The following is a 19,642-nucleotide window of genomic DNA, read 5'->3' as shown; positions in this document are numbered from 1 at the left end:
GTGAACTATCCATCGGACCCAGCGGCGCAGCGCAGACCACGCATCGGGCTGACCACCTACTGGCAGGAAGCCAAATGGGGTGTCTGGGAAAGCACCGCGGCCATTGTCCCGGGCAAGTACATCAAATCGGTGGTCGCAGCCGGCGGGACGCCAATGCTCCTGCCACCGGTTGCCACCGACCTCGCTGTCTTGGACATCCTGGACGGGCTGATTGTCATTGGCGGCGTGGATGTGGATCCTGCCAACTACGGGCAGCAACCGCATCCGCGCACGGCGGCGCAACCCGAGCGGGATTTGCACGATATGGCTTTGGCAGCCGCCGCGCTGGAGCGAGCAGTTCCGCTGTTCGCCATCTGCCGAGGCGCCCAGGTGCTCAACGTGCAGCAGGGCGGAACCCTGAACCAGCACCTGCCTGACGTGCTTCCGGAAGCAGCCGAAAAGTACCAGCCGGCTCCCGGCGTATTCGGCACGGTGGATTTCACCACCGTGCGCGGTTCGCTGGCTGAGCAGATTCTCGGAAGCCGGGCCAGCGCTCCGTGCTATCACCACCAGTCCCTGCTGGACGTTGCCAAGGGGTTGGCGGTCACCGCGCGGGCCAGCGACGGAACGGTGGAAATCGTTGAAATGCCGCAGGCCCCGGGTTGGGTCTTGGGAACGCAGTTCCACCCAGAAGAGAATCTGGACGACATCCGGCTGATGCAGGCTTTCGTCCAGGCATCCCACGACTACGCCACCCGCAAAACTATCCAGACACCACAGGAAGCGCTATGAGCACTGATACCGCAGTGAAAGACACCTTTACCGTGATCAACCCGGCTACTGGGCAAGCAGTCCAGGACGTCGCGCTGGCTGATACCGCGCAGGCGGATGCCGCCATTGCCCGAGCCTCCGAGGCTTTTCCCGCATGGAGCCAGGTGGCCCCCGCAGAGCGCGCCGCGCTGCTGCGCAGATTCGCGGACGCAGTCGACCGCGACCTCGAGAATCTGGCCCAGCTGGAAGTACTCAATGCCGGGCACACTATTGGCAACGCCCGATGGGAGGCCGGAAACGTCAGGGACGTGCTGAACTACTACGCAGCAGCCCCGGAACGGAACTTCGGCAAGCAGATTCCCGTCGCAGGCGGAGTGAACGTGACCTTCCACGAACCCCTGGGTGTCGTCGGAATCATTGTGCCGTGGAATTTCCCGATGCCTATCGCAGGGTGGGGATTCGCCCCGGCCTTGGCCGCAGGCAATACTGTCGTGCTCAAGCCAGCCGAGCTGACCCCGTTGACCGCCATCCGCCTGGGCGAGCTAGCCCGGGAGGCCGGCCTCCCGGAGGGCGTCTTCATCGTCATCCCGGGCAAGGGCTCTGTAGTCGGCGAGCGCTTTGTCACCCATCCCGACATCCGGAAGGTGGTCTTCACCGGGTCCACCCAAGTGGGCCAGGGGATCATGCGCGGATGCGCGGATCAGCTGAAGCGGGTCACCCTGGAGCTGGGTGGCAAGAGCGCCAATATCATCTTCGCTGATGCAGACCTCGACAAGGCAGCCGCCCAGGCACCGGGTGGAGTTTTCGACAACGCCGGACAGGACTGCTGTGCCCGCTCCCGGATCCTGGTGCAGCGCAGCGTTCTGGATGAGTTCATGGAGCAATTCACCCAGGCCGTCGCGGCGGTTACCGTCGGGGACCCGAGCGACGAAGCTACGGTGATGGGCCCTTTGGTCTCCGCCAAGCAATTGCAAACGGTGTCTTCGTTCCTGCTCGATGAACAAGGAAACCCACGCAGCGATATCGCCTACCAGGGAAAGATCCCCCAGGGCGAGGGTTACTGGTTCCCGCCTACGGTCGTGGTTCCCGAAGATCCGCAGGACCGGATCCTGCGCGAAGAGATTTTCGGACCGATCGTTGCGGTGATCCCATTCGAGGACGAGGCCGATGCTATCCGCATTGCCAATGACTCGGAGTACGGGCTCTCCGGATCCATCTGGACTCGGGATGTGGGCCGCGCCCTGCGCGTGGCCCGCGGGGTCGAGGCCGGGAACCTGTCGGTGAACTCCCATTCCTCTGTGCGCTATTCCACGCCTTTCGGCGGCTACAAGAAATCCGGACTCGGCCGCGAGCTGGGGCCGGATGCGCTGGAAGCCTTCAGCGAGGTCAAGAACGTCTTCATTGACACCGAAAGCTGATTTACCCGCAAAGCATCATCCAACTAAAACAAATCACTAACAAGGAGAACCATCAAATGAGCGAAACGGCCCCATACAACGGCTTGGTCACCAATCGGCTTGCCGGACGAGTCGCCACTATTACCGGCGGTGCCTCCGGCATCGGGCTGGCCACGGCCAAGCGCTTGGCCCATGAAGGTGCCAAGGTGGTCATTGGCGATATCTGTGCCGAGGACATCGGCCAGAAAGCCGCCGCGGAAGTCGGCGGGCTTTTCGTCCGCACCGATGTCACCAATGAGGACGACGTCAAGAACCTGTTCGCCACAGCCAAGTCGACCTACGGCTCGGTGGATATCGCATTCAATAACGCGGGGATTTCCCCGGCAGACGATGCTTCCATCCTGGATACCGGCATCGACGCTTGGCGCAAGGTGCAGGAGGTCAATCTGACCAGCGTGTACTACTGCTGCAAGCACGTGCTGCCTTACATGCAGGAACAAGGCCGGGGCTCCATCATCAACACCGCTTCCTTCGTCGCGGTCATGGGTGCGGCAACCAGCCAGATCAGCTACTCGGCTTCCAAGGGCGGGGTGCTGTCCATGAGCCGTGAGCTCGGTGTGGAATTCGCCCGGCAGGGCATCCGCGTCAATGCCTTGTGCCCCGGACCGGTGAACACCCCGTTGTTGAAAGAGCTCTTCGCCAAGGACCCGGAGCGCGCCGCTCGCCGCCTGGTGCATGTGCCATTGGGACGCTTCGCGGAACCAGATGAGTTGGCGGCCTCGGTAGCCTTCCTTGCCTCCGATGATTCTTCCTTCATCACCGCGAGCCAGTTCCTGGTGGACGGCGGCATCGCAGGAGCCTACGTAACCCCGCTGTAGATAGCAAGAGTACTCCCCAGAATCTGGCAACTGACGGTCCAGATCTGGGGAGTACTCTTGCCTTTATGGCATTGCCAGCGGCCTTCCGCCGACTCACCGAGCAAGCAGGCCTCCCATGGGTGCCATCTGATCCCCGAGACTTAGCGGGTCACCGGCTCGCTCTGCTCCAGCATCCCGAACTAATCGGCGCGGCAACGGTCCGCGGGCTGGCGGATGAAACTTCCCAAGCGGTGGAGCCCATCCTCGAACGCTGCGTGGCCTCCGCTGGTCAGGCACGTCTCGGCTAAACCCGTACCTGCTTCCCCGCCAAAGTATCGTCTTGGGTGGGAAAGTCGAACCCGCGGATCCGCTCCGAACGGCAAGCGACGGTCTGCGTGGAAAAGCCCGCGGGTGCATGAAATGCCTTGGTTAAAGCGCTAGGTTGGAAACGCAGGAATAGTTTACCCGTTTCTAAACGCACCATGTTGAGCCAATCGCCGCTAGTTCAATTCTGCCGATGAGGATCCAAGCCATGAAAACTCCCATCCCTGACTACCTCAACGAAGTTCTCAGCACGCTCCGCGAAGACACCACAGGCGCGACGGCAAGCTATATCCCGGAACTAGCAGAAGCCAACCCCGATCTGTTTGCTTTGGCGGTCACCACCGGCACGGGAAGCACCTATTCGGCCGGTGACGTTGACACAGAATTCTCCATCCAGTCCATCTCCAAGCCCTTCGCCTACGCCGCGGCGATCATGGACCGCGGAATAGACCGAGTGCTGGAGTCCATTGGCGTTGAGCCTTCGGGCGAAGCCTTCAACGAGCTGTCCCTCGAAGGCGACACGCACCGCCCGAAGAATCCGATGATCAATGCAGGCGCCATCGCCACGCACGGCTTGCTCGTCGGCGAGCGCGCGGACCCCGAAGCACGTGTGGCGCGCACGCTGAGCATGTTCTCGCAGCTTGCCGGCCGGGAACTACGCATCGACGAAAGCGTCTGCGCCTCCGAGCTCGTTACGGCGGATCGAAACCTTGCCACCGCGCATATGCTGCGCAGCTACGGAATCCTCACCAGCGACCCGCATGAGGTAGTCGCCGGCTACACGCGCCAATGCTCAATTCTGGTGACCGTGGCCGACCTGTCGATGATGGCGGCCACCCTCGCCAACGGCGGGGTACAACCGCGCACCCACGAGCGCGTCATCGACACGGATGTAGCCCGCCAGGTCATGGCGGTGATGGCTACCGCCGGAATGTATGACGGTGCCGGAGACTGGCTCACCAGGGTCGGCATTCCCGCGAAGAGCGGAGTGGCCGGCGGCCTGGTGGGGGTGCTTCCCGACCAGGTGGGGATCGGCGGCTTTTCGCCGCGGCTGGACGAGCACGGCAACAGCCAGCGCGCCCGGCGTGCCTTTGAGCGCTTGTCCGCGGACATGGGGCTGCATCTTTTTGCGCCAAGCCACGGCCTGCTGGAGGTCGTCGGAGTGCAACGAGAGAGCAGCCGCGAGGTATTCACCTTGCAGGGGAACGTGCAATTCACTGCGGCCGCGGAGCTCTTAGACCTCATGGCCGATTCCACCTCGCTCAGCGAAGTCCACGTTGACATGTCCCGCGTGCATTCCTTCACGGACGTCGCGCGCCGCATGACCCTTGAAGGATTGCGCAGGCTGCGCATGGACGGGCGACGGATCTTCATCAATGACCCGCTGCAGTCCTTGGCGAATCCCGATCTGGGAGACGGCACGTACCCGGAGAGATCCTAGAATCCTCTTGGCAGGCTCCGGCCCTCCGGGCTTCAACCGGACTCAATGGTTCAGCGACGCTAACGAGGCGGTCTCATGACCGTTAATCGATCGTGTCGCGGCCAGCCGGGATAGAGTTCCGCGGTGTCCGTTGGCTGCTCTCAAATCTCCGTTGGCATCTGAACTTCAAGCGCTGCGGCCACGCGTTGCATGTTCTCCCAGGTCTTCACGTTCAAGGTAATGGCCGTGGCCGCTTCGATCTGCGCCGGAACCGGCGCGCGTTCCCCGGGCACCCGGATGGGTTCGGCCGCGTCCTGCAGCTCGCTGCCCTTGACGTAATTGATGAACTCTTCAATCTGTGCCGTGTACTCCTCCAGGTCACGCAGCTGAGCCACGTCGATGGCGATGATCAGCGTTCCCTGGTGGTCTGCGGTTTTCCGCTCGGACACCGTCTGCGAACCCGAAAGCGCTCCGCCGAGCGCCTCGACTAGCAACCCCAAACCGAAGCCTTTGAAACCGCCGAAAGGCTTCAGCAGCCCGTCGGCGCCCACCCATTCCTTGGACAGCGTGTTGCCGCGATCCCGTTCCTCGGCCAGACGCCCGCTGGCCACCGCGCTGGTCGCGAAGTCGATAACCAGGTGGGGTGCCTCGGCGCGAGGTACCCCGGCTGCCAACGGGTTGGTTGAGAGCCGTGCTTGGGTTCCACCGGGCGGCACCACAATCTGTCCGGCACCATTGTTGTTGCCGAAGATCAGCGTCACCACACCGGCATCGGCGGCCTGTTCGCAGAAGGGCGCCAGCCGCCCGGCATATTCGCTGCTGTGCACCGCTACCGCCGAAATTCCGTACTTCTTGGATCGCTCTACGGCGAGCGCGGTCGCATCGCGCAGCGCAAAGTGCCCATAGGTTTCGTGGGCGTCCAGCCGCACCAAGGCACCGCTGTCCAGGTCCACGGTCGCCTGGGCGCCGGGCTTGGCGTGGCCGGCGACCGCCCGATCCACATATTCTGGAAGGCGGCGCAGTCCGTGCGAGGCGTGCCCCGCCAATTCGGAGGAAATCAGCTGCCCGGCCATGTACCCCGCATCCGCAGCGGATGCGCCGACTGCCTGCATGCAGTCGGCAATGAAGCGGTGCAACTGGACCGGTGAGCTAGTCACCGCGGTGAGCTGGTTAGACATGAATTCCTTAGGAACGTTGGGGCCACCGTGCGCCGTAGTTGGACCCTTGGACACGGATAGGCTCGCTTGACTGGTCCTTCTAGCGTACGTAGTCGGCGCCGGTAATATCGATTGTCGCTCCGGTGACGTGTCGGGACCGTCCGCTGGCCAAGAATGCGGCCAGCTCGGCGACCTCTGCGGCCCGGGTGATCTCCCCCAGCGGCAGGGCCGCAATGGACGGATCTTCCGGGTCCAGATGCGCAGCCGGCAACGCCCTTCGTGTTGAAGTCCGTACTTACAATTTCAACGATCGCGGCCGGGCCGTCCGTGGGGTGCACGGTGAGCACCCCTAGACAGCCGTTCTCAGTCAGGAAATTCCCGGCGATGGTGCCCCGCGTGATGGCCCAGGTAGGCCATGCCGTTGCGCAGGTAGTACATGGGCCTGCCGGAAATCCACCCTCAGCAGGCACTGGGCCCATCTTCGTAGATATAGCGAAGTACCCGGCGACGAACATCCAGAATGCCGCCCAGAGCGTGCGGTTGCTTGCGCTTGCCGCGGATGTTCAACCCGCGCGGCCAAATGGTGAAGAACAGCCCGCAAACTACCAGCAACGCGACGCTGCTCGGCGCCCGGTGCCGAAGAACGGAATCTCGAAAATACAATGTCGGAAAGCACCTGGGCGAATAGATCCACCCGAGGGTACTTCCCTGTTATGAGGACACCGGCTACCGGCTACCTATTGACCGGTGGATGTTCGGCGATGCAGAAAAGATTGCCTTCCGGGTCAGCGAGAGTACTCCACTGAACGTGCGCCACTTCTTCGAGCACATCCCACTTGTGCGTCGCCCCCAGGGCAATTACTCGCTGAACTTCCTCGGCGCGTGAACCCCAGGGGACCGTCAGGTCCCAGTGTGCAACCTGAGATTCGGGACGCGGCCGCATACTCGGCTGGAAGAACATGCCAAACCCGCCGGCTCCATTGGGCGGCAAATAAAAGCTGTCTCCGCCACCGGAAATTTCGCTTCCGGTCACGCCGGCCCAGAAATTCGCCAGGGCTTGGGGATTCTCTGCCTCTAGGTTGATTGCTCCGAGGGTGACTTTGCTTTGTTGTGTCATGGCCCTACATTAGACCTCTCGACCGGCAAGTTCTCACGGTGCTCTTAAATTCTGCGTTCGGCGTCGCTTCGCAGGATGCAGAATTCGTTGCCTTCCGGATCGGCAAGAACCACCCATCCGGTTCCGTCCGGATTACGCAGATCATCGACTTCCCGCGCCCCTAGGGCCAGCAATCGCGCTAGTTCCTCGTCGAGGGTGCCATTCGCTGGTTTCAGATCAAGATGCACACGGTTTTTGAGCTGTTTGGCATTGGGTACCTCGATGAACAGCAAGCGCTGCGTACCGTCAGCGGAGAAGATCATGCATTCCTCCTCGCCGGCAAGGTTCGGGTCATCCGGGTCTTCCTGAAAACCGAGAACTTGGCCCCAGAATACCGATTGGGTGAAGGCATCGATGCTGTCAAAAGTCGTATGGGAAATGAGCGCTGTCATGGGCTTCAGCGTAACGCCCGCCGAGCGACCGGTCCACGGTTCAAAGCGACCGGAAACCCCGAACGACCGAATAAGTTCAACTTCCGGCAGCCTTCGCCTGCAGGAGTGCACGCTCGCGTTCGTTTCCGGCCAGCGAGGCGGCAAGCGCGAACTCCAGCCGGGCCTCTTCCTCCCGTCCCAGGCGCAGCAACAACTCCGCTCGGGTGGCAGGCAGCAGGTGGTATCTGCGCAGCGCACCGGTTGCCCGGATCCCATCGATAATCCGCAACGCGGATTCCGGTCCGGTGGCCATCGCCACAGCCGCCGCCCGGTTCAGCTCAACCACCGGCGAGGGCGCCAGCCGCCCCAGCGCCTCATACAAAACCACTATCTGGTCCCAGTCGGTCTCCTCGATGTTCGGCGCGAGGGCATGGCAGCGAGCGATCGCTGCCTGCAGACAGTACGCACCGCGGCCCCGGCCAAGGGCGTCCGCGCGCTCCAGCACTTGGCGCCCCCTGCTGATCTTTCCCTGGTCCCAGCGTTGGCGATCCTGATCGGCAAGCAGTACCGGTTCGCCTTTGGCATCCACCCTCGCCGGGAATCGCGCCGCGGTCAGTTCCATGAGCGCAAGCAGCCCATGGACTTCCGGTTCTTTGGGCATCAGGGCGGCCAGTCCACGGGCCAGCCGGGCCGCTTCCTGGCCGAGTTCCGGACGCATCCAGTCGGTTCCGCTGCTGGCGGTGTGCCCCTCGTTGAAGATCAGATATAGCACGCCCAGCACGGAACCAAGACGTTTGGGCAGCTCGCCGTGGCTGGGAACCTCAAAAGGGACTTGAGCCGCCGCTAGGGTCTTCTTCGCACGTACTATCCGCTGCTGCACCGTCGCCACCGGCAGCAGGAACGCCCGTCCGATTTCTTCACTCGATAATCCGCCGACTACTCGCAGCGTCAGCGCAACCCGCGCCTCGCGGGCCAGCACCGGATGGCAGGAGATGAACACCAGGCGCAGCACGTCATCATCAATCTCATCCGGGTCCCATGGCAGCTCGTCCACCGCGGACTCTTGTTCACGTTCCAATTCTTGGCCCATCACGGCGAGCCGCTGATCCAGCCGCTCGCGGCGGCGAAACCCATCGATGGCCTTGCGCTTGGCCACGGCGGTCAACCAGGACGCCGGATTGCGCGGTACGCCCTGCTCGGGCCATTGGCGCAGCGCATCGATGACCGCTTCCTGCGCCAGATCCTCTGCCAAGCCGAAATCGCCGGTGAGCCGGGTCAGGGTGGCGATGATCCGCGCGGATTCGATCCGCCAGATCGCGGCCACGGTGCGCTCAACCCCGTGAGATTCGGTTGAGCGCGCCGTCGCTTCATCGTGCGAATTGTTCATCTTAGGCTTGGCCGCGCTGAGCCTGTTCCTCGCGCCAGCCTTCTTCTTTTTGAATCCACTCGTTGTCGGCTGGAAAGTCCTCGGGTCCGTGGACACGCCGGACTTCCAAAAGTGCGCCGGTTCCGAGTGGAGCGCGCTTGGCCCACTGAATGGCCTCTTCCTTGGAGGAGACTTCAATGATCCAGAAACCGTTGAACAGTTCCTTGGTCTCGCCGTAGGGACCGTCTGTGACCAATGGTTCCTCGGAAGAGAAGTCGACAACAGAACCTTCCGCGGCATCGGACAGTCCCTCGCCGGCAAGCATCACCCCAGCCTTCATCATGGACTCGTTGTACTTGCCCATATCTTCGATGATCTGCTCGAAGGGAATTTCCTGGTAGGCCTTCACGCCCTCATCGGTTGCACGCATAATCAGCATGAATTTCATGGTGTTCCTCCTTGAATCCGGGGCCAGCTTTTTTGACCCTCTCATAGAAGACGTCGAACCGGAAGAGCCAGGATCGACAGAACTTTCAAAGAACTTTAAAAGTTTTTTGGGCGCTGCATAACATGGCGCAGGCTGCTTCTCTTGCCGGCCGTTGACTTGGCCGAATGCCTGTCCGAGGCGGTCACATGATGCCTCAACGTAGACGGGCAATAGAGTTTCACCGCGACAGCATTGTGGTGCTCTGCCGATCTCCAAGGTCTTGGACCCATTCGCCGGCATCCCAGCAGAGGTTGCGTGCCAAGGGCAGCTGATGGGATCCGCTCTCGATGATGTGCATGAGATATCCGCCGGTATTAGGAAAAGCTACGAGGTCCCCGGCGGCCACGCCCTGCGGGAATTCGAATCGACGCCGCAGGATCAGCTCTTCCTCGATGCAATAGGCCCCCACCAAAAACGCGCTGAGCGCCGCACGCTCGCCTCGGGGCGTTCCTGTATGGAGGAGCAAGGGATCCACCAGGAAGTCTGCCGACGTTGAGCGGCATTGCGTTCTGTTCATATGCAGGCCCACTAGCGGGAGCCCATCGCTGCGGGTTTTGACGAAAGCCACCTGGGCAAGCGTCATCCCGCAGCCGTCCAGCAGCGTCCTACCTGGTTCGCAGCGCAGCTGAATGCCGCGTTCTTTGAGCATCTGCGCTACGGACTCATTCCCGCCTTCGGGATGGCTTGCAAGAACTTGAGTCAGCCATTCTCCGCGGATCAACTTCTGGTGGTACGGATACACCGAGCCGCTTGGCTCGGCCCCCATGGCGCCCAGCCGGTCGGATTTCCATGTCAAGGATTCATCCCCGGCAGGCAGGGCGGCAAGGCCCTCCCAGAAACCGGCCCATTGCGCGGCATCATCCAGATAGGACATCGGGATCCCGCCGCCCATGTCCACGAATTGCGGGGCATGGCCCAACTCCCGCAACACATCGATGAGCCGCAACGATTCGGCCAACGCCAAGGCCCGCTGCTCTCCGCTGTACCCGTTGAGGTGGAAATGGATGCCGCACACCTCCAAGCCTGCGGTTCGGTCCGCAGAGTCGAGAAAGTCCAGCCACCGCGCGGCGTGGAGCCCGAAACGGGTGGGAGCAATCCTTGGGTTCGCCGAGGCGAGGCGCAGCGCGACCCGAACTCGGCGCCCGGACCGCTCTGCAATGTCCAGCAGATCCAGCGCCTCGTCGACATTGTCCAGGCTCAGCACCACGTCGTTGTCCACCGCCAACGTGAGCAGTGCCGGTGACTTAACCGCTGCGGTGACGATCAGCATCTCTGCCGGGATCCCTCGCTTCAGGCACTGGTCGAGTTCGTTGAAACTCGCCACGTCGACGCCGCAACCCTCGGCTGCGGCTTGGTCGATGGCGCCGATCGTCTTGTTTGCCTTACGCGCCAAATAGATCTGGAAATCGATCCCGTGTTCCTCCGCGGCTTGGCGCAGCTCACCGATATTCCGGCTCATCGGCGCAAAATCGTGGAGGTTCAACGGCGAGCCGTGCTCTTCGATCAATTCTTGGCATAGCATCGGGTCGGCCAGGAGCCGTTCCATCCAAGGTTCCAGACGAGCGGTGAGCGGAGCGGTTCCGTGCATCAGTGGTGGCATCAGGGAGCTACTTTCTGGCTTGCGGAGGTAATCTTCGTTGCTATTCGTTGAGCCCAAGCCCGGTATTCCGGGTGCAGGTCGCGGTTCAAGGTGTCGTGGCCCAGCGTGGGGTCTTCGGTGGGCCTGCCCAGGGCAGCCAGCGATTCGTTCCGTTCGCCTCGGGCGTTCAGGCAGGTGCCGTCGGTGTCCGTCAGCAGCCCGCGTTCTGCGCGGCGGATCTGGATTTCTTGATTGGCGAGCAGGCTGCCGAACAAGGAATGAGCGGGACGGCCCTCCGGTGCCGGGCCGCTGAGCGCCCCTGCTGGTGCGGTCACCGCATCGATCGTTATCGCATCGGTAGCTGCGGCATCGGCGAAAGGTACTTGGTGAAGTATTCCCGCATCGAACAGTGCCAGCAGCTTCAACGCGGTGGGCTCGGGCGGTCCGAAAGCCATGCGTTCGAGATTTGCGGCCAGGCGGTTGAACCGCTCGCGGTCCCCGGTACGCCACTGGATTCTGGACAGCGCCTGAACCAGCTGCGCATAAAGTCCTGACCAGACAATGGACCAGATCCATTCGTGGGTGGCAGGATCCACTCTGCGGTTGGCCCGGAGGCTCGCACGCAGCTTTTCGGCGGGAGAATTGATGGCCGAAAAGGCCTGGGACTGTCCGGCTAGGACGGTGTTGCACAGCTCCGTGGCGGAGGCGCGGATGCCGCTATGCCGCGCGCACCGCAGGGCGCAAGCCAGCAGCATCTGCCACAGCGCATCCAGATCAGCTTCGGGCCGGTCCGTGGCTTTGCCGCTGGGTGCCGCGTTCGCCGCGCCCCATCGGCGAATGCGAGTTCGGAAATCATCCAGAACCTCGCGCAGCGGCCCTGGAATGCGCTGCGGTTTGGGGCTCATCGGGATATTGCTACGCGAAGTCATGGTGATGCGCGCCGGTTCTTGCCCACCGGGAAGATAGCGCACCGCGGCTAACCCGTTGCGCGTTACCTGTTCCCAGCGCCCGCCCCTCCCCTCGGTCAGGGCCAGGACCACGTCATAGGCGGTCAGTGCCGCGCCGCGAATGAGAACTTTGCTTCCCGGCGGCACCTTGCCCATGGCATCGGCTTCGCGTTCAACCGTCAGTTGCGTAGCGCTGAGCGCCCCGCCAAGCATGCCTTCCGAACGGTATCCGGCCAGTCCGTGCCCGGTCGCGAGCACCACCTCATCGTAGAGTTCGGATCCTTGCTCGGAGAAAACTTCCCACTGCGCTCCCTGGCGCACGATCCCCGTGACCACCGAAGGCCGGTGTGCCAGGTTCAGGCACCCGTCTTCGACGAGCCGCTCGAATTGCTCGCGCAAGTACTCCCCGACCAGGGCTCTCGCGGGGTAGGTGTCCTCCCCTCCAGCGTTTTCGCCGCTAACGGCCCGCCACTGATCGAAGCTCTGCAGACACAGGGTGGATGACGCATCGATAATGCGGGAATTGACGTTCAGCCGCAGCTCACGCGGCTGGCCGGTATTCCAGACCCTGCCGGCCCCCGGCGGATAAGGATCATAGACGTCAACCCGAACCGGAGTTTCCTGAATGCTTGTCAATGCGTCGTTGAGCTCAAGCAACGCGAACAGGCACTTCGGGCCGCCGCCAATCATGGCAATGCGGGTCATCGGGCCGGAGAGTCTTCCAACGACTGCGAAGAATCCAGATCCGGCTCCTCGCCCAGATTGTCGCGGACCCAGTCATCGTTGTAGACGCTTTGCAGGTAGGGCACCCCGGAGTCGTGAACCAAGAAGGCGATGCGTGAACCATCCGGAATCTCCGGGAGCAGCTGGTCCATGGCGGAGACAATCGCACCGGTTGACGCTCCGGCGAGAATCCCTTCGCGTCGGGCGAGCCGCCGGCAGCCGCGGACCATCTGGATCTCCGGAATTCGGCACACTCGATCCGGTTCGGATTGGAGGGCCAGCGCCGGGACAATCCCTGCCCCGAGTCCGGGTAGCCGCCGGTTGCCGGAGTCGCCGCCGAAGAGCACCGAACCCAGCGCGTCCACGGCCACCAGCTCCGTGGCCAGGCCATGCTCGCGCACGTACTGCTGGCAGCCGAGAAGAGTGCCGGTGGTGCTTGTGGCGACGAAGAGCATGTCCAGACGCCCGTCCATCGCTTCCATGATTTCGGGCATGGTGGTTGAATAATGCGCCTCGGGGTTATGCGGTGAACCATACTGGTTGGTTGTCACGGCGCCCGGATTGTCGGCGAGCAGCTGCGCTACCCGGCGGCGGCGGGCCGCGAGCTTGTTCCCGTCCGGCGGGTCAAGCACCAGATAAACCTCGGCACCGTAGGCGCGCATGATCTCCAACGCCGACTTATTGGCGTTCTCGTCGACGACAGCCACGAATTTGATCCCGCGCACCACGCACTGCCTGGATAAGGCGATGCCCAGATTTCCGGATGTCGACTCGACGACCATGCCGCCGGCCTGCAGCTGGCCCGATCGCATGAAGGCATCGATCAGGCTACCGGCGGTGCGTTCCTTGGTGCTCCCGGAGAGCTGCAGCAAATCCAGTTTTGCAAAAACCTCAACACGAGGCGTGCCAAAAAGCCTGTCCAGTTTCACCGTTGGTGAGTTGAACGGACTCAAAGTTCCTACACTATCCATGATCATTACTCGCATTCGGGCGGTGACAAATCCTGCTGACAAGTGCTTGGCCAAATGAATGCGGTGTGACCTCCACCGCTACCCAGTTTGGCAAGTCTAAACATGGAAGATCGGAACTGGCTGGCAAAACGCACGTTTCAGTGTCGATTTTCGTTTTCCGCTAGCTGACCACTGCTAAATTCCACGAATACCTGCAGAAACTACGCCTTGCCGAACGGTCCCGGCCCTCTCCTGGATTCACTGAGCGCGTCGCCGGCCGGCCCCCAAGCAGTTGCTCCGCAGGCAATGCTGCCCGGCGGGCCCACGCAGGATTTGCGCCAATAGTCTAATCTAAGTGATAATCATTCTCATTATGACAGTTAAGAGCACCCTCGCTCAGCACGCCACGGATGGCCACGCGATTGGGCAACAGCCCATCACCCTGCTCGCTGCGCCATCCGACCCACTGATCCGCCTCAAAAACGCCCGCGTGGTCGCTGCGCGAACTCAGCAGTCCCTGCTCGAAATCGATGAGCTTGCGCTGTTCCCCGGCGAGCGCATTGTCATCACTGGCCCCTCGGGCAGCGGCAAGTCCCTGCTGCTGGCCACGCTCACCGGACGGTGGGCCGCGGGCTTGGCTTTCACCGGCACCCGCACGGCGAATTTCACCCGCATCGGATTCATTCCGCAGCGCGGGCTCGATGCTCTGCACCCGCTTCTCCCGCTGGGGCGGCAGCTGCGCAAGGTCACCGGAAAAAACGCCGGCCAGGTCCACGAGGCACTGAACGCCGTGGGGCTGACCGACCCGGCACTGAGCCAGCGCAGGCCCGCGGAACTATCTGGCGGGCAGGCGCAACGCGCTGCGGTCGCGCTGGCAGTGCTCAGCGATGCTCCGCTGATTCTCGCCGACGAACCAACCAGCGCCCTGGACCACGAATCGCGGGACCAGACCCTGGCCCTGCTTGACCGTGTCATCACCACTCGGCAGACGCTCGTGGTGGTGACGCACGATCCTGCGGTAGCCAATGCGCTGGCGACTCGTCGACTCGCGCTGGAATCCGGGAAGATCTGCCAACTCGCCGGGCCCACCATGGAACGAGCACGGCCATGAGCCGGGCCGTACTGGAAGTAGCGCAGGTCAGCGCAACCTACGGGCGCGGCGCCAAGGAGCGGCAGGTGCTCGCTCCGACAACTTTTGAGATTTCGGCCGGTGAATCAATCGCCGTAGTGGGCGCCTCTGGATCCGGAAAAACCACGCTCGCCGAGATGGTCCTCGGGTTGCGCGCACCATCCTCCGGCCGGATCAATGTCCAGGGCCACGAGTGGGCCGCACCGCACAAGCTAGTCTGCACGGAGCGGCGCCGGCTGGTGCAGGGAGTTCCGCAAGATCCGGCGGCCGCCCTGGTGCCGCGCTGGACGATTCGCCAGTCAATGGCACATGCCATCGCGCGGCTCTTGCCAGGTGAATCCGCCGAGCATCTGATAGCGCAAGCCACCGAGCTCGCGCATTTTGACCCGGCGCTGCTCGGGCGGCGTCCGAGCCAGCTTTCCGGCGGCCAGGCACAACGTGCGGCCCTTGCCCGGGCCTTGGCCGTGCGCCCGGCGGTGCTCGTGGCCGACGAACCGACCAGCGCCCTGGATCCGCAGACTGCGTGTGCGGTATCCGCCGATCTGCTCGCGACCATAGCCCTTTCGGGTGTGGCGCTGCTTCTCGTAACCCATGACCCCCAGCTTGCCGCGCGGTGTTCGCGCACGGTGCGCATCTGTGCACCCACCCAAAGTCGCCTCAATTAGCCAAGGAATAGACAACCTATGATTCGACCACGTGCCAGATCCCTCGCACTGATTCTCTTCCCCCTGGTTGGTGCACTCACGCTCACCGGGTGCTTTTCCACCGCCAGCCCCGGAGAAGCCGCCGCGGACCGCATCTCCGTGGCGCATATGCAGCCGCCGCGTTCCGGGCTCAGCCCGCTCAGCGACGACGCCTTTAAGCTCTCCCGCTGGTCCGCCGCGGAAACCCTGGTCAACCTGGATGATGCCGGTGACGCGGTAGCTGGACTGGCCACCGAGTGGACCCGTGAAGGAGAGCTGATCTGGAACTTCAGCATTCGTGAAGGCGTCAGCTTCCACAACGGGCAGCCGTTGACCGCAGAATCGGTGGTGAACTCGCTGCGCCGCGCGATCAACTCCACCCCGGTACCGCGCATCCTGAACGGCACGCAGCTGAGCGTGGAAGCCCACGGAGAGCAAGGCATTCGCATCACCACCGCCGACCCGGACCCGCTGCTGCCCCAGCGGCTCTCCAGCCCGCAGCTGGCCATCTTTGACGCGGCCGCCTACACGGAATCCGGGGTGAACCCGCTGGGCACGGGAACCGGACCGTTCCAGCTCGTGGCCGTAGACGGCGTCTCCGGAGCCACCCTGGACCGCTTCGATGACTACTGGGGCGAGGCGGCCAAGGCTTCGGGCATCGACGTGAAGTTCGTCCCGGACGGAACCGCCCGCGCCGCGGCGCTGCGCACCGGGGAAGCCGATGTGGTGGAGGCAATCCCGGCGGGGCAGGCCGCTTCGGTGGATCAGGAACTGCTCACCGAGGTGCCGATGCCGCGCACCAATACGCTCTACCTGAATACCGAGCAAGGACCATTTAAGGATCCGGCCGTGCGCGCCGCGGCACGCGAGGCCATCGACCGCGCCGCCATCGTCGGATCTGTCTATGAGAACCGGGCCGATCTCGCCGACGGCCTCTTGGGCCCGGCCCTGCCCTACGCGGCCGGCTACCGCCAAGACGCCGACTACCAGCAGCTGCTGTCCGGCCGGGCGGAACCGGCCAAGGTGAAGGGTGTGAAGATCAATCTTGGCACCTTCACCGATCGGGCGGAGCTTCCCGAGGTCGCCGTGCTGCTGGAACAGCAGCTGGAAGCCGCCGGGTTCGAGGTGAGCCAAGATGTGCGCGAATACCAGTACATCGAAGCCGATGCCCTCGACGGCAAATTTGACGCCTTCATCCTCTCCCGCGCCACCGTGCTGGACTCCGGGGATCCGGTGGCCTACTTCGCCTCGGACTTCAGCTGCGAGGGCGGCTTCGCCATTTCCCAGCTCTGCTCTACGGAAGTTGACCAGGGGATCGAGACCGCCGCGGAAACCGAAGCCGGCAAAGAACGCCAGCACCAGATCATGCTGGCCGAAGCCAGGATTCTGGGCACCGATGCCGCAATTCCGCTGCTGCACGAACGTGTCATCCAGGGCGAAGTTCCTGACCTTCAGGATGCCTCACGGGATCCGCGCGAGCGCCAGCTGATCACCGCCACCACCCGGCTCGGCGCCGAGTAAGGCAACTGCCCGATGAAAAACAGACGTCCCGGCGGGCGGCAAAACAAGCTGCTTTCCCTGGTCTCACGCCTGCTCAGCGGCGTGGTGCTGCTGTTGATTGCCGGCGCCCTGCCTTGGCTCTCGCGTACCGACCCGGCCGCCGCGGTGCTGCGGGCGCGCTACGCAGAACTGGAGCCCACGCCCGAAGCCCTGGCGGCAATCCGTGAGCAGCTGGGGCTCGATGGCGGCCCGCTGGCCTCCAGCCTGCGCTGGTGGTCCGCGGTGCTGCGCGGGGATCTGGGCAATTCCTGGGTCAGCGGGGCCGAAATCGGTCCGGGCGTGTGGCAGGCGGTATCCGTCTCCGCCACGCTCACCGCCTTCGCCATCATCGTTGCGCTGCTCGTCACCAGCTGCCTGATCGCCCCGGCCGCGGTGCGTGCGCTGCGCGGCCTGGAGCACCGCGGTTCAGGGCCGGTCGGCGTCGCGCTGACCGCACTGCCCGAATTCCTGCTGGCAAGCATCCTGCTGGTCATCGTCTCGGTGCAGCTGCGCTGGCTGCCGCCCTACGGCTGGACCGGCCTCGAGACCGCCATCCTCCCGGCCCTTGCCCTTGGCATCCCCGCGGGAGGCCTGCTCGGACGCTTGCTCGCGGATGCGATCTCCGGGGCCGGCGAGGAACCCTGGGTGAACGTCTGGCGTCTGGCCGGAGCCGGCGCCCCGGTCATCCTGTCCGGGGTGCTGCGCCGGGCGGCCGCGACAACCATCGATCAGCTGGGTCTGGTGTTCATCGGCCTGCTCGGCGGCGCGGTAGCCGTGGAACAGGTATTCGCGATTCCCGGGCTCGGCCGCTATCTGCTCGGTTCGGCCAATGCCCAGGACATCCCGGCCCTGCAGGCCGGGGTGCTGCTCATGGCGGGGGCCGCGGTGCTCATCGGCACCCTCACCGCGTTGGCCAGGCGCTGGTTGCGCGGCGGACCGCTTCCACCGGGCTCACTGCCTCCGGCGCCCGAGGCGCGCGGCGATGGGCGGATCGCACGCTTCACCGCAATAATTACCTGCTCCGCGCTGCTGGCGATCCTCGCCTTCGGCCTGCCCCGGGACCCCTATGCGATTGAGCATCAACGACTGGCCGCGCCGAGTCTCTTCTTGCCCTTCGGTGCGGATTCCAGCGGACGCGATCTGCTCGCACGCGTCGCCCATGGAACGCTCGGGACGATCACCCCCGCGGTGTTGATCGTCTTGTGCGCCATCATCATCGGCCTGCTGCTGGCGGTGCTCGGCGACATCTCCCGCGGCCCGGCAGAAATCGCCAATGCCACGCCGCCGATTCTTGCCGGGGTGATCATTGCGGCGCTGATGGGCCCCTCCGTCGGCGGAGCCGCGCTTGCGGTGCTGTGGGTTACCTGGCCGCCGCTGACCGCGCATGCCGCCTCGCTGATCGACGAGGCGCGGGCCATGGGCCACATCCGCTGGCTTCCGCTGGCCGGGATGTCACGCTTCGAGATCTTCACCCGGCATATTCTTCCCGCAACGCTTCCGGCGCTGCTGCGCCACGGCATGCTGCGCCTTCCGGGCGTTGCCCTAGCGCTTGCCGCGCTCGGCTTCCTGGGTCTCGGCGCGCAGCCGCCCATGCCGGAGTGGGGCCTGCTGCTCGCCGAAGGAATCGGCTACGTGGAGCGTGCCCCGTGGACCACGCTCACCCCGGCGATTGCCTTGGTACTGACCTCCGTATGCGCGGTGGCCGTGGCCGGGATGCGGCGCGCGCCGCAAAAGCCGGTCCGAGCCATGGCCAAGACCGCGGAACCTGCACCGGCAGGCATTTCGGGAGCATAGCGCGATGCGGCCGCGACGGTCCGGCTGCTTAGGAGGATTGGATGCGTTCCCAGAGCTGGGTCACGCGATGCTCAATGTCGGCGTAGATCTCTCTCGCCTCGTCAAGCGTCATATCCTGCGGATCGGCGACGTCCCAGTCCAGGTATTGCTTGCCTGGATAGATGGGACAGGTGTCACCGCAACCCATGGTGATGACATAGTCGGCGGCTCGCACCACGTCATCGGTGAGCGGCTTGGGGAACGCATCTTCCAAGCTAATATTGTGTTCCTTGAGCAGCTCCACCGCCAATGGCTGAATCTCTCCGGCGGGCAACGAGCCCGCGGAGCGGACCTCCACCCGCCCGCCGGATACTTCCGCGAGCAATGCAGCGGCCATCTGCGAACGCCCGGCATTTTGCACGCAAACGAATAATACCTGTGGATTGTCCTTGGCAATGCTGCCCATGGATTGAGCGAGCGCGCGCAGTCTGTCATCGGCGAAGCGGGTGGCAATGGCCGCCAGGTAGGTCCGCACACGTGCGGTACGCCCCAAGGTGGCATACGACTCGAAGACATAGCGTTCTATCATCTCGGGAGTGAACGTGCCCGCGTAGCGTTCGGCTAAATGCTCGGACATCCGGCCCAATACGTGGGTGTCCTTGGTGGGATCGGTGTCGTTCGGTGTCCAAGTCATGTGAACTGCCCTATTCCTTTTCTCAGCTGGCAACTCATCGCTACGCAGCAACTTTGTGAAGAACGGTGATTTATCCAAGGCGTTTTTGACACCGGCGGCATAAAAAACACCCACAGCAAACTCGTCGGCTCTGGAAGAGCATGGTCCATCTCGCTTAACCATCAACACGTACGTCGCTAGACATCGATGACTATCGATATCTAATCTTCGGCAATACATCGATGATTGTCAATATCCCAGGTTGCCGGTCAATGCCGAATTCATTTGGCTCACCACAGGCCGCCGCACACTCCCGACGGCCGCCAGGCAGGCGCGTGATGGCGCAATCCGGCCCCGCCTG

At 63.5% G+C, this 19,642-nt stretch carries 19 protein-coding genes; 9 read left to right on the top strand and 10 right to left on the bottom strand.

Features of this window, described 5'->3' with window-relative positions; genetic code table 11:
- From CQ017_RS03900 to CQ017_RS03885, 5 genes are all read left to right on the top strand, one after another.
- A complete protein-coding gene (locus tag CQ017_RS03900) occupies positions 1-771 on the top strand; it encodes a gamma-glutamyl-gamma-aminobutyrate hydrolase family protein (RefSeq protein ID WP_258133480.1) in 771 nt (256 codons plus the stop codon).
- Positions 768-2,168, top strand: coding sequence for an aldehyde dehydrogenase (locus tag CQ017_RS03895; protein WP_105552601.1), 1,401 nt, complete (start codon positions 768-770; stop codon positions 2,166-2,168). Before CQ017_RS03900 ends, CQ017_RS03895 begins: the two co-directional genes overlap by 4 nt.
- 56 nt (positions 2,169-2,224) lie before the next feature.
- The gene (locus CQ017_RS03890; protein WP_105552600.1) at positions 2,225-3,025 is read left to right on the top strand and encodes a 3-oxoacyl-ACP reductase; all 801 of its coding nucleotides are present in this window, start codon (positions 2,225-2,227) and stop codon (positions 3,023-3,025) included.
- Positions 3,026-3,090: 65 nt separating this feature from the next.
- Complete coding sequence (locus CQ017_RS17820) at positions 3,091-3,312, top strand: hypothetical protein (RefSeq protein WP_146112423.1); 222 nt, start codon at positions 3,091-3,093, stop codon at positions 3,310-3,312.
- A 224-nt stretch (positions 3,313-3,536) separates the two neighbouring features.
- Positions 3,537-4,769 carry a glutaminase gene (locus CQ017_RS03885; RefSeq protein ID WP_105552599.1) on the top strand — a complete coding sequence of 411 codons (1,233 nt, stop codon included), beginning with the start codon at positions 3,537-3,539 and terminating at the stop codon, positions 4,767-4,769.
- A gap of 140 nt (positions 4,770-4,909) precedes the next feature.
- Here the strand turns inward: CQ017_RS03885 and CQ017_RS03880 are convergent, their stop codons facing one another.
- The 9 genes from CQ017_RS03880 to CQ017_RS03840 all read right to left on the bottom strand — a co-directional run bounded on the left by CQ017_RS03880 (position 4,910) and on the right by CQ017_RS03840 (position 13,511).
- Positions 4,910-5,926, bottom strand: a complete 1,017-nt coding sequence (locus CQ017_RS03880; RefSeq protein WP_105552598.1) for an Ldh family oxidoreductase — start codon at positions 5,924-5,926, stop codon at positions 4,910-4,912.
- 79 nt (positions 5,927-6,005) lie between these two features.
- Positions 6,006-6,176: an SDR family oxidoreductase gene (locus tag CQ017_RS03875; protein WP_219843908.1), complete on the bottom strand. Its 171-nt coding sequence runs from the start codon at positions 6,174-6,176 to the stop codon at positions 6,006-6,008.
- A 462-nt stretch (positions 6,177-6,638) separates the two neighbouring features.
- Entirely contained in the window at positions 6,639-7,022 is a 384-nt protein-coding gene (locus CQ017_RS03870; protein WP_105552597.1) for a VOC family protein, read from the bottom strand.
- A 44-nt stretch (positions 7,023-7,066) separates the two neighbouring features.
- A complete protein-coding gene (locus tag CQ017_RS17815) occupies positions 7,067-7,453 on the bottom strand; it encodes a VOC family protein (protein WP_146112422.1) in 387 nt (128 codons plus the stop codon).
- Between the two features lie 76 nt (positions 7,454-7,529).
- Positions 7,530-8,819: an RNA polymerase sigma factor gene (locus tag CQ017_RS03860; protein WP_105552595.1), complete on the bottom strand. Its 1,290-nt coding sequence runs from the start codon at positions 8,817-8,819 to the stop codon at positions 7,530-7,532.
- 1 nt (position 8,820) lies between these two features.
- Positions 8,821-9,246, bottom strand: a complete 426-nt coding sequence (locus CQ017_RS03855) for a YciI family protein (protein ID WP_105552594.1) — start codon at positions 9,244-9,246, stop codon at positions 8,821-8,823.
- Positions 9,247-9,463: 217 nt separating this feature from the next.
- Positions 9,464-10,885, bottom strand: a complete 1,422-nt coding sequence (locus tag CQ017_RS03850) for a Y4yA family PLP-dependent enzyme (RefSeq protein ID WP_219843907.1) — start codon at positions 10,883-10,885, stop codon at positions 9,464-9,466.
- The gene (locus tag CQ017_RS03845) at positions 10,885-12,516 is read right to left on the bottom strand and encodes an FAD/NAD(P)-binding protein (RefSeq protein WP_105552593.1); all 1,632 of its coding nucleotides are present in this window, start codon (positions 12,514-12,516) and stop codon (positions 10,885-10,887) included. The genes CQ017_RS03850 and CQ017_RS03845 overlap by 1 nt, the downstream gene beginning before the upstream one ends.
- Positions 12,513-13,511 carry a pyridoxal-phosphate dependent enzyme gene (locus CQ017_RS03840; protein ID WP_181150488.1) on the bottom strand — a complete coding sequence of 333 codons (999 nt, stop codon included), beginning with the start codon at positions 13,509-13,511 and terminating at the stop codon, positions 12,513-12,515. The genes CQ017_RS03845 and CQ017_RS03840 overlap by 4 nt, the downstream gene beginning before the upstream one ends.
- A gap of 346 nt (positions 13,512-13,857) precedes the next feature.
- Between CQ017_RS03840 and CQ017_RS03835 the strand changes: the two genes are divergently transcribed.
- From CQ017_RS03835 to CQ017_RS03820, 4 genes are read left to right on the top strand one after another with little or no spacing between them, the layout of a single operon-like run.
- Positions 13,858-14,595 carry an ATP-binding cassette domain-containing protein gene (locus CQ017_RS03835; RefSeq protein WP_105552591.1) on the top strand — a complete coding sequence of 246 codons (738 nt, stop codon included), beginning with the start codon at positions 13,858-13,860 and terminating at the stop codon, positions 14,593-14,595.
- On the top strand, positions 14,592-15,278 hold the full coding sequence (locus CQ017_RS03830; protein ID WP_105552590.1) for an ATP-binding cassette domain-containing protein: 687 nt from the start codon (positions 14,592-14,594) through the stop codon (positions 15,276-15,278). Before CQ017_RS03835 ends, CQ017_RS03830 begins: the two co-directional genes overlap by 4 nt.
- A gap of 18 nt (positions 15,279-15,296) precedes the next feature.
- Positions 15,297-16,817, top strand: a complete 1,521-nt coding sequence (locus CQ017_RS03825) for an ABC transporter substrate-binding protein (protein ID WP_105552589.1) — start codon at positions 15,297-15,299, stop codon at positions 16,815-16,817.
- 12 nt (positions 16,818-16,829) lie between these two features.
- Complete coding sequence (locus tag CQ017_RS03820) at positions 16,830-18,629, top strand: ABC transporter permease subunit (RefSeq protein WP_105552588.1); 1,800 nt, start codon at positions 16,830-16,832, stop codon at positions 18,627-18,629.
- A 28-nt stretch (positions 18,630-18,657) separates the two neighbouring features.
- Here the strand turns inward: CQ017_RS03820 and CQ017_RS03815 are convergent, their stop codons facing one another.
- Positions 18,658-19,302 carry a low molecular weight phosphatase family protein gene (locus CQ017_RS03815; protein WP_105552587.1) on the bottom strand — a complete coding sequence of 215 codons (645 nt, stop codon included), beginning with the start codon at positions 19,300-19,302 and terminating at the stop codon, positions 18,658-18,660.
- Positions 19,303-19,642: the final 340 nt, after the last annotated feature.

The sequence above is a fragment of the Arthrobacter sp. MYb224 genome (assembly GCF_002975455.1).
GTDB lineage: Bacteria > Actinomycetota > Actinomycetes > Actinomycetales > Micrococcaceae > Glutamicibacter.
This window is presented reverse-complemented; position numbering and strand designations above follow the sequence as displayed.

Coding starts and splice junctions, on each gene's coding strand:
- CQ017_RS03870 (WP_105552597.1), bottom strand. CDS start 7,022: ATGACACAACAAAGCAAAGTCACCCTCGGAGCAATCAACCTAGAGGCA.
- CQ017_RS03845 (WP_105552593.1), bottom strand. CDS start 12,516: ATGACCCGCATTGCCATGATTGGCGGCGGCCCGAAGTGCCTGTTCGCG.
- CQ017_RS03815 (WP_105552587.1), bottom strand. CDS start 19,302: ATGACTTGGACACCGAACGACACCGATCCCACCAAGGACACCCACGTA.
- CQ017_RS03820 (WP_105552588.1), top strand. CDS start 16,830: ATGAAAAACAGACGTCCCGGCGGGCGGCAAAACAAGCTGCTTTCCCTG.
- CQ017_RS03830 (WP_105552590.1), top strand. CDS start 14,592: ATGAGCCGGGCCGTACTGGAAGTAGCGCAGGTCAGCGCAACCTACGGG.
- CQ017_RS03855 (WP_105552594.1), bottom strand. CDS start 9,246: ATGAAATTCATGCTGATTATGCGTGCAACCGATGAGGGCGTGAAGGCC.
- CQ017_RS03850 (WP_219843907.1), bottom strand. CDS start 10,885: ATGCCACCACTGATGCACGGAACCGCTCCGCTCACCGCTCGTCTGGAA.
- CQ017_RS03840 (WP_181150488.1), bottom strand. CDS start 13,511: ATGATCATGGATAGTGTAGGAACTTTGAGTCCGTTCAACTCACCAACG.
- CQ017_RS03835 (WP_105552591.1), top strand. CDS start 13,858: ATGACAGTTAAGAGCACCCTCGCTCAGCACGCCACGGATGGCCACGCG.
- CQ017_RS03890 (WP_105552600.1), top strand. CDS start 2,225: ATGAGCGAAACGGCCCCATACAACGGCTTGGTCACCAATCGGCTTGCC.
- CQ017_RS03860 (WP_105552595.1), bottom strand. CDS start 8,819: ATGAACAATTCGCACGATGAAGCGACGGCGCGCTCAACCGAATCTCAC.
- CQ017_RS03885 (WP_105552599.1), top strand. CDS start 3,537: ATGAAAACTCCCATCCCTGACTACCTCAACGAAGTTCTCAGCACGCTC.
- CQ017_RS03825 (WP_105552589.1), top strand. CDS start 15,297: ATGATTCGACCACGTGCCAGATCCCTCGCACTGATTCTCTTCCCCCTG.
- CQ017_RS03880 (WP_105552598.1), bottom strand. CDS start 5,926: ATGTCTAACCAGCTCACCGCGGTGACTAGCTCACCGGTCCAGTTGCAC.
- CQ017_RS17815 (WP_146112422.1), bottom strand. CDS start 7,453: ATGACAGCGCTCATTTCCCATACGACTTTTGACAGCATCGATGCCTTC.
- CQ017_RS03895 (WP_105552601.1), top strand. CDS start 768: ATGAGCACTGATACCGCAGTGAAAGACACCTTTACCGTGATCAACCCG.
- CQ017_RS17820 (WP_146112423.1), top strand. CDS start 3,091: ATGGCATTGCCAGCGGCCTTCCGCCGACTCACCGAGCAAGCAGGCCTC.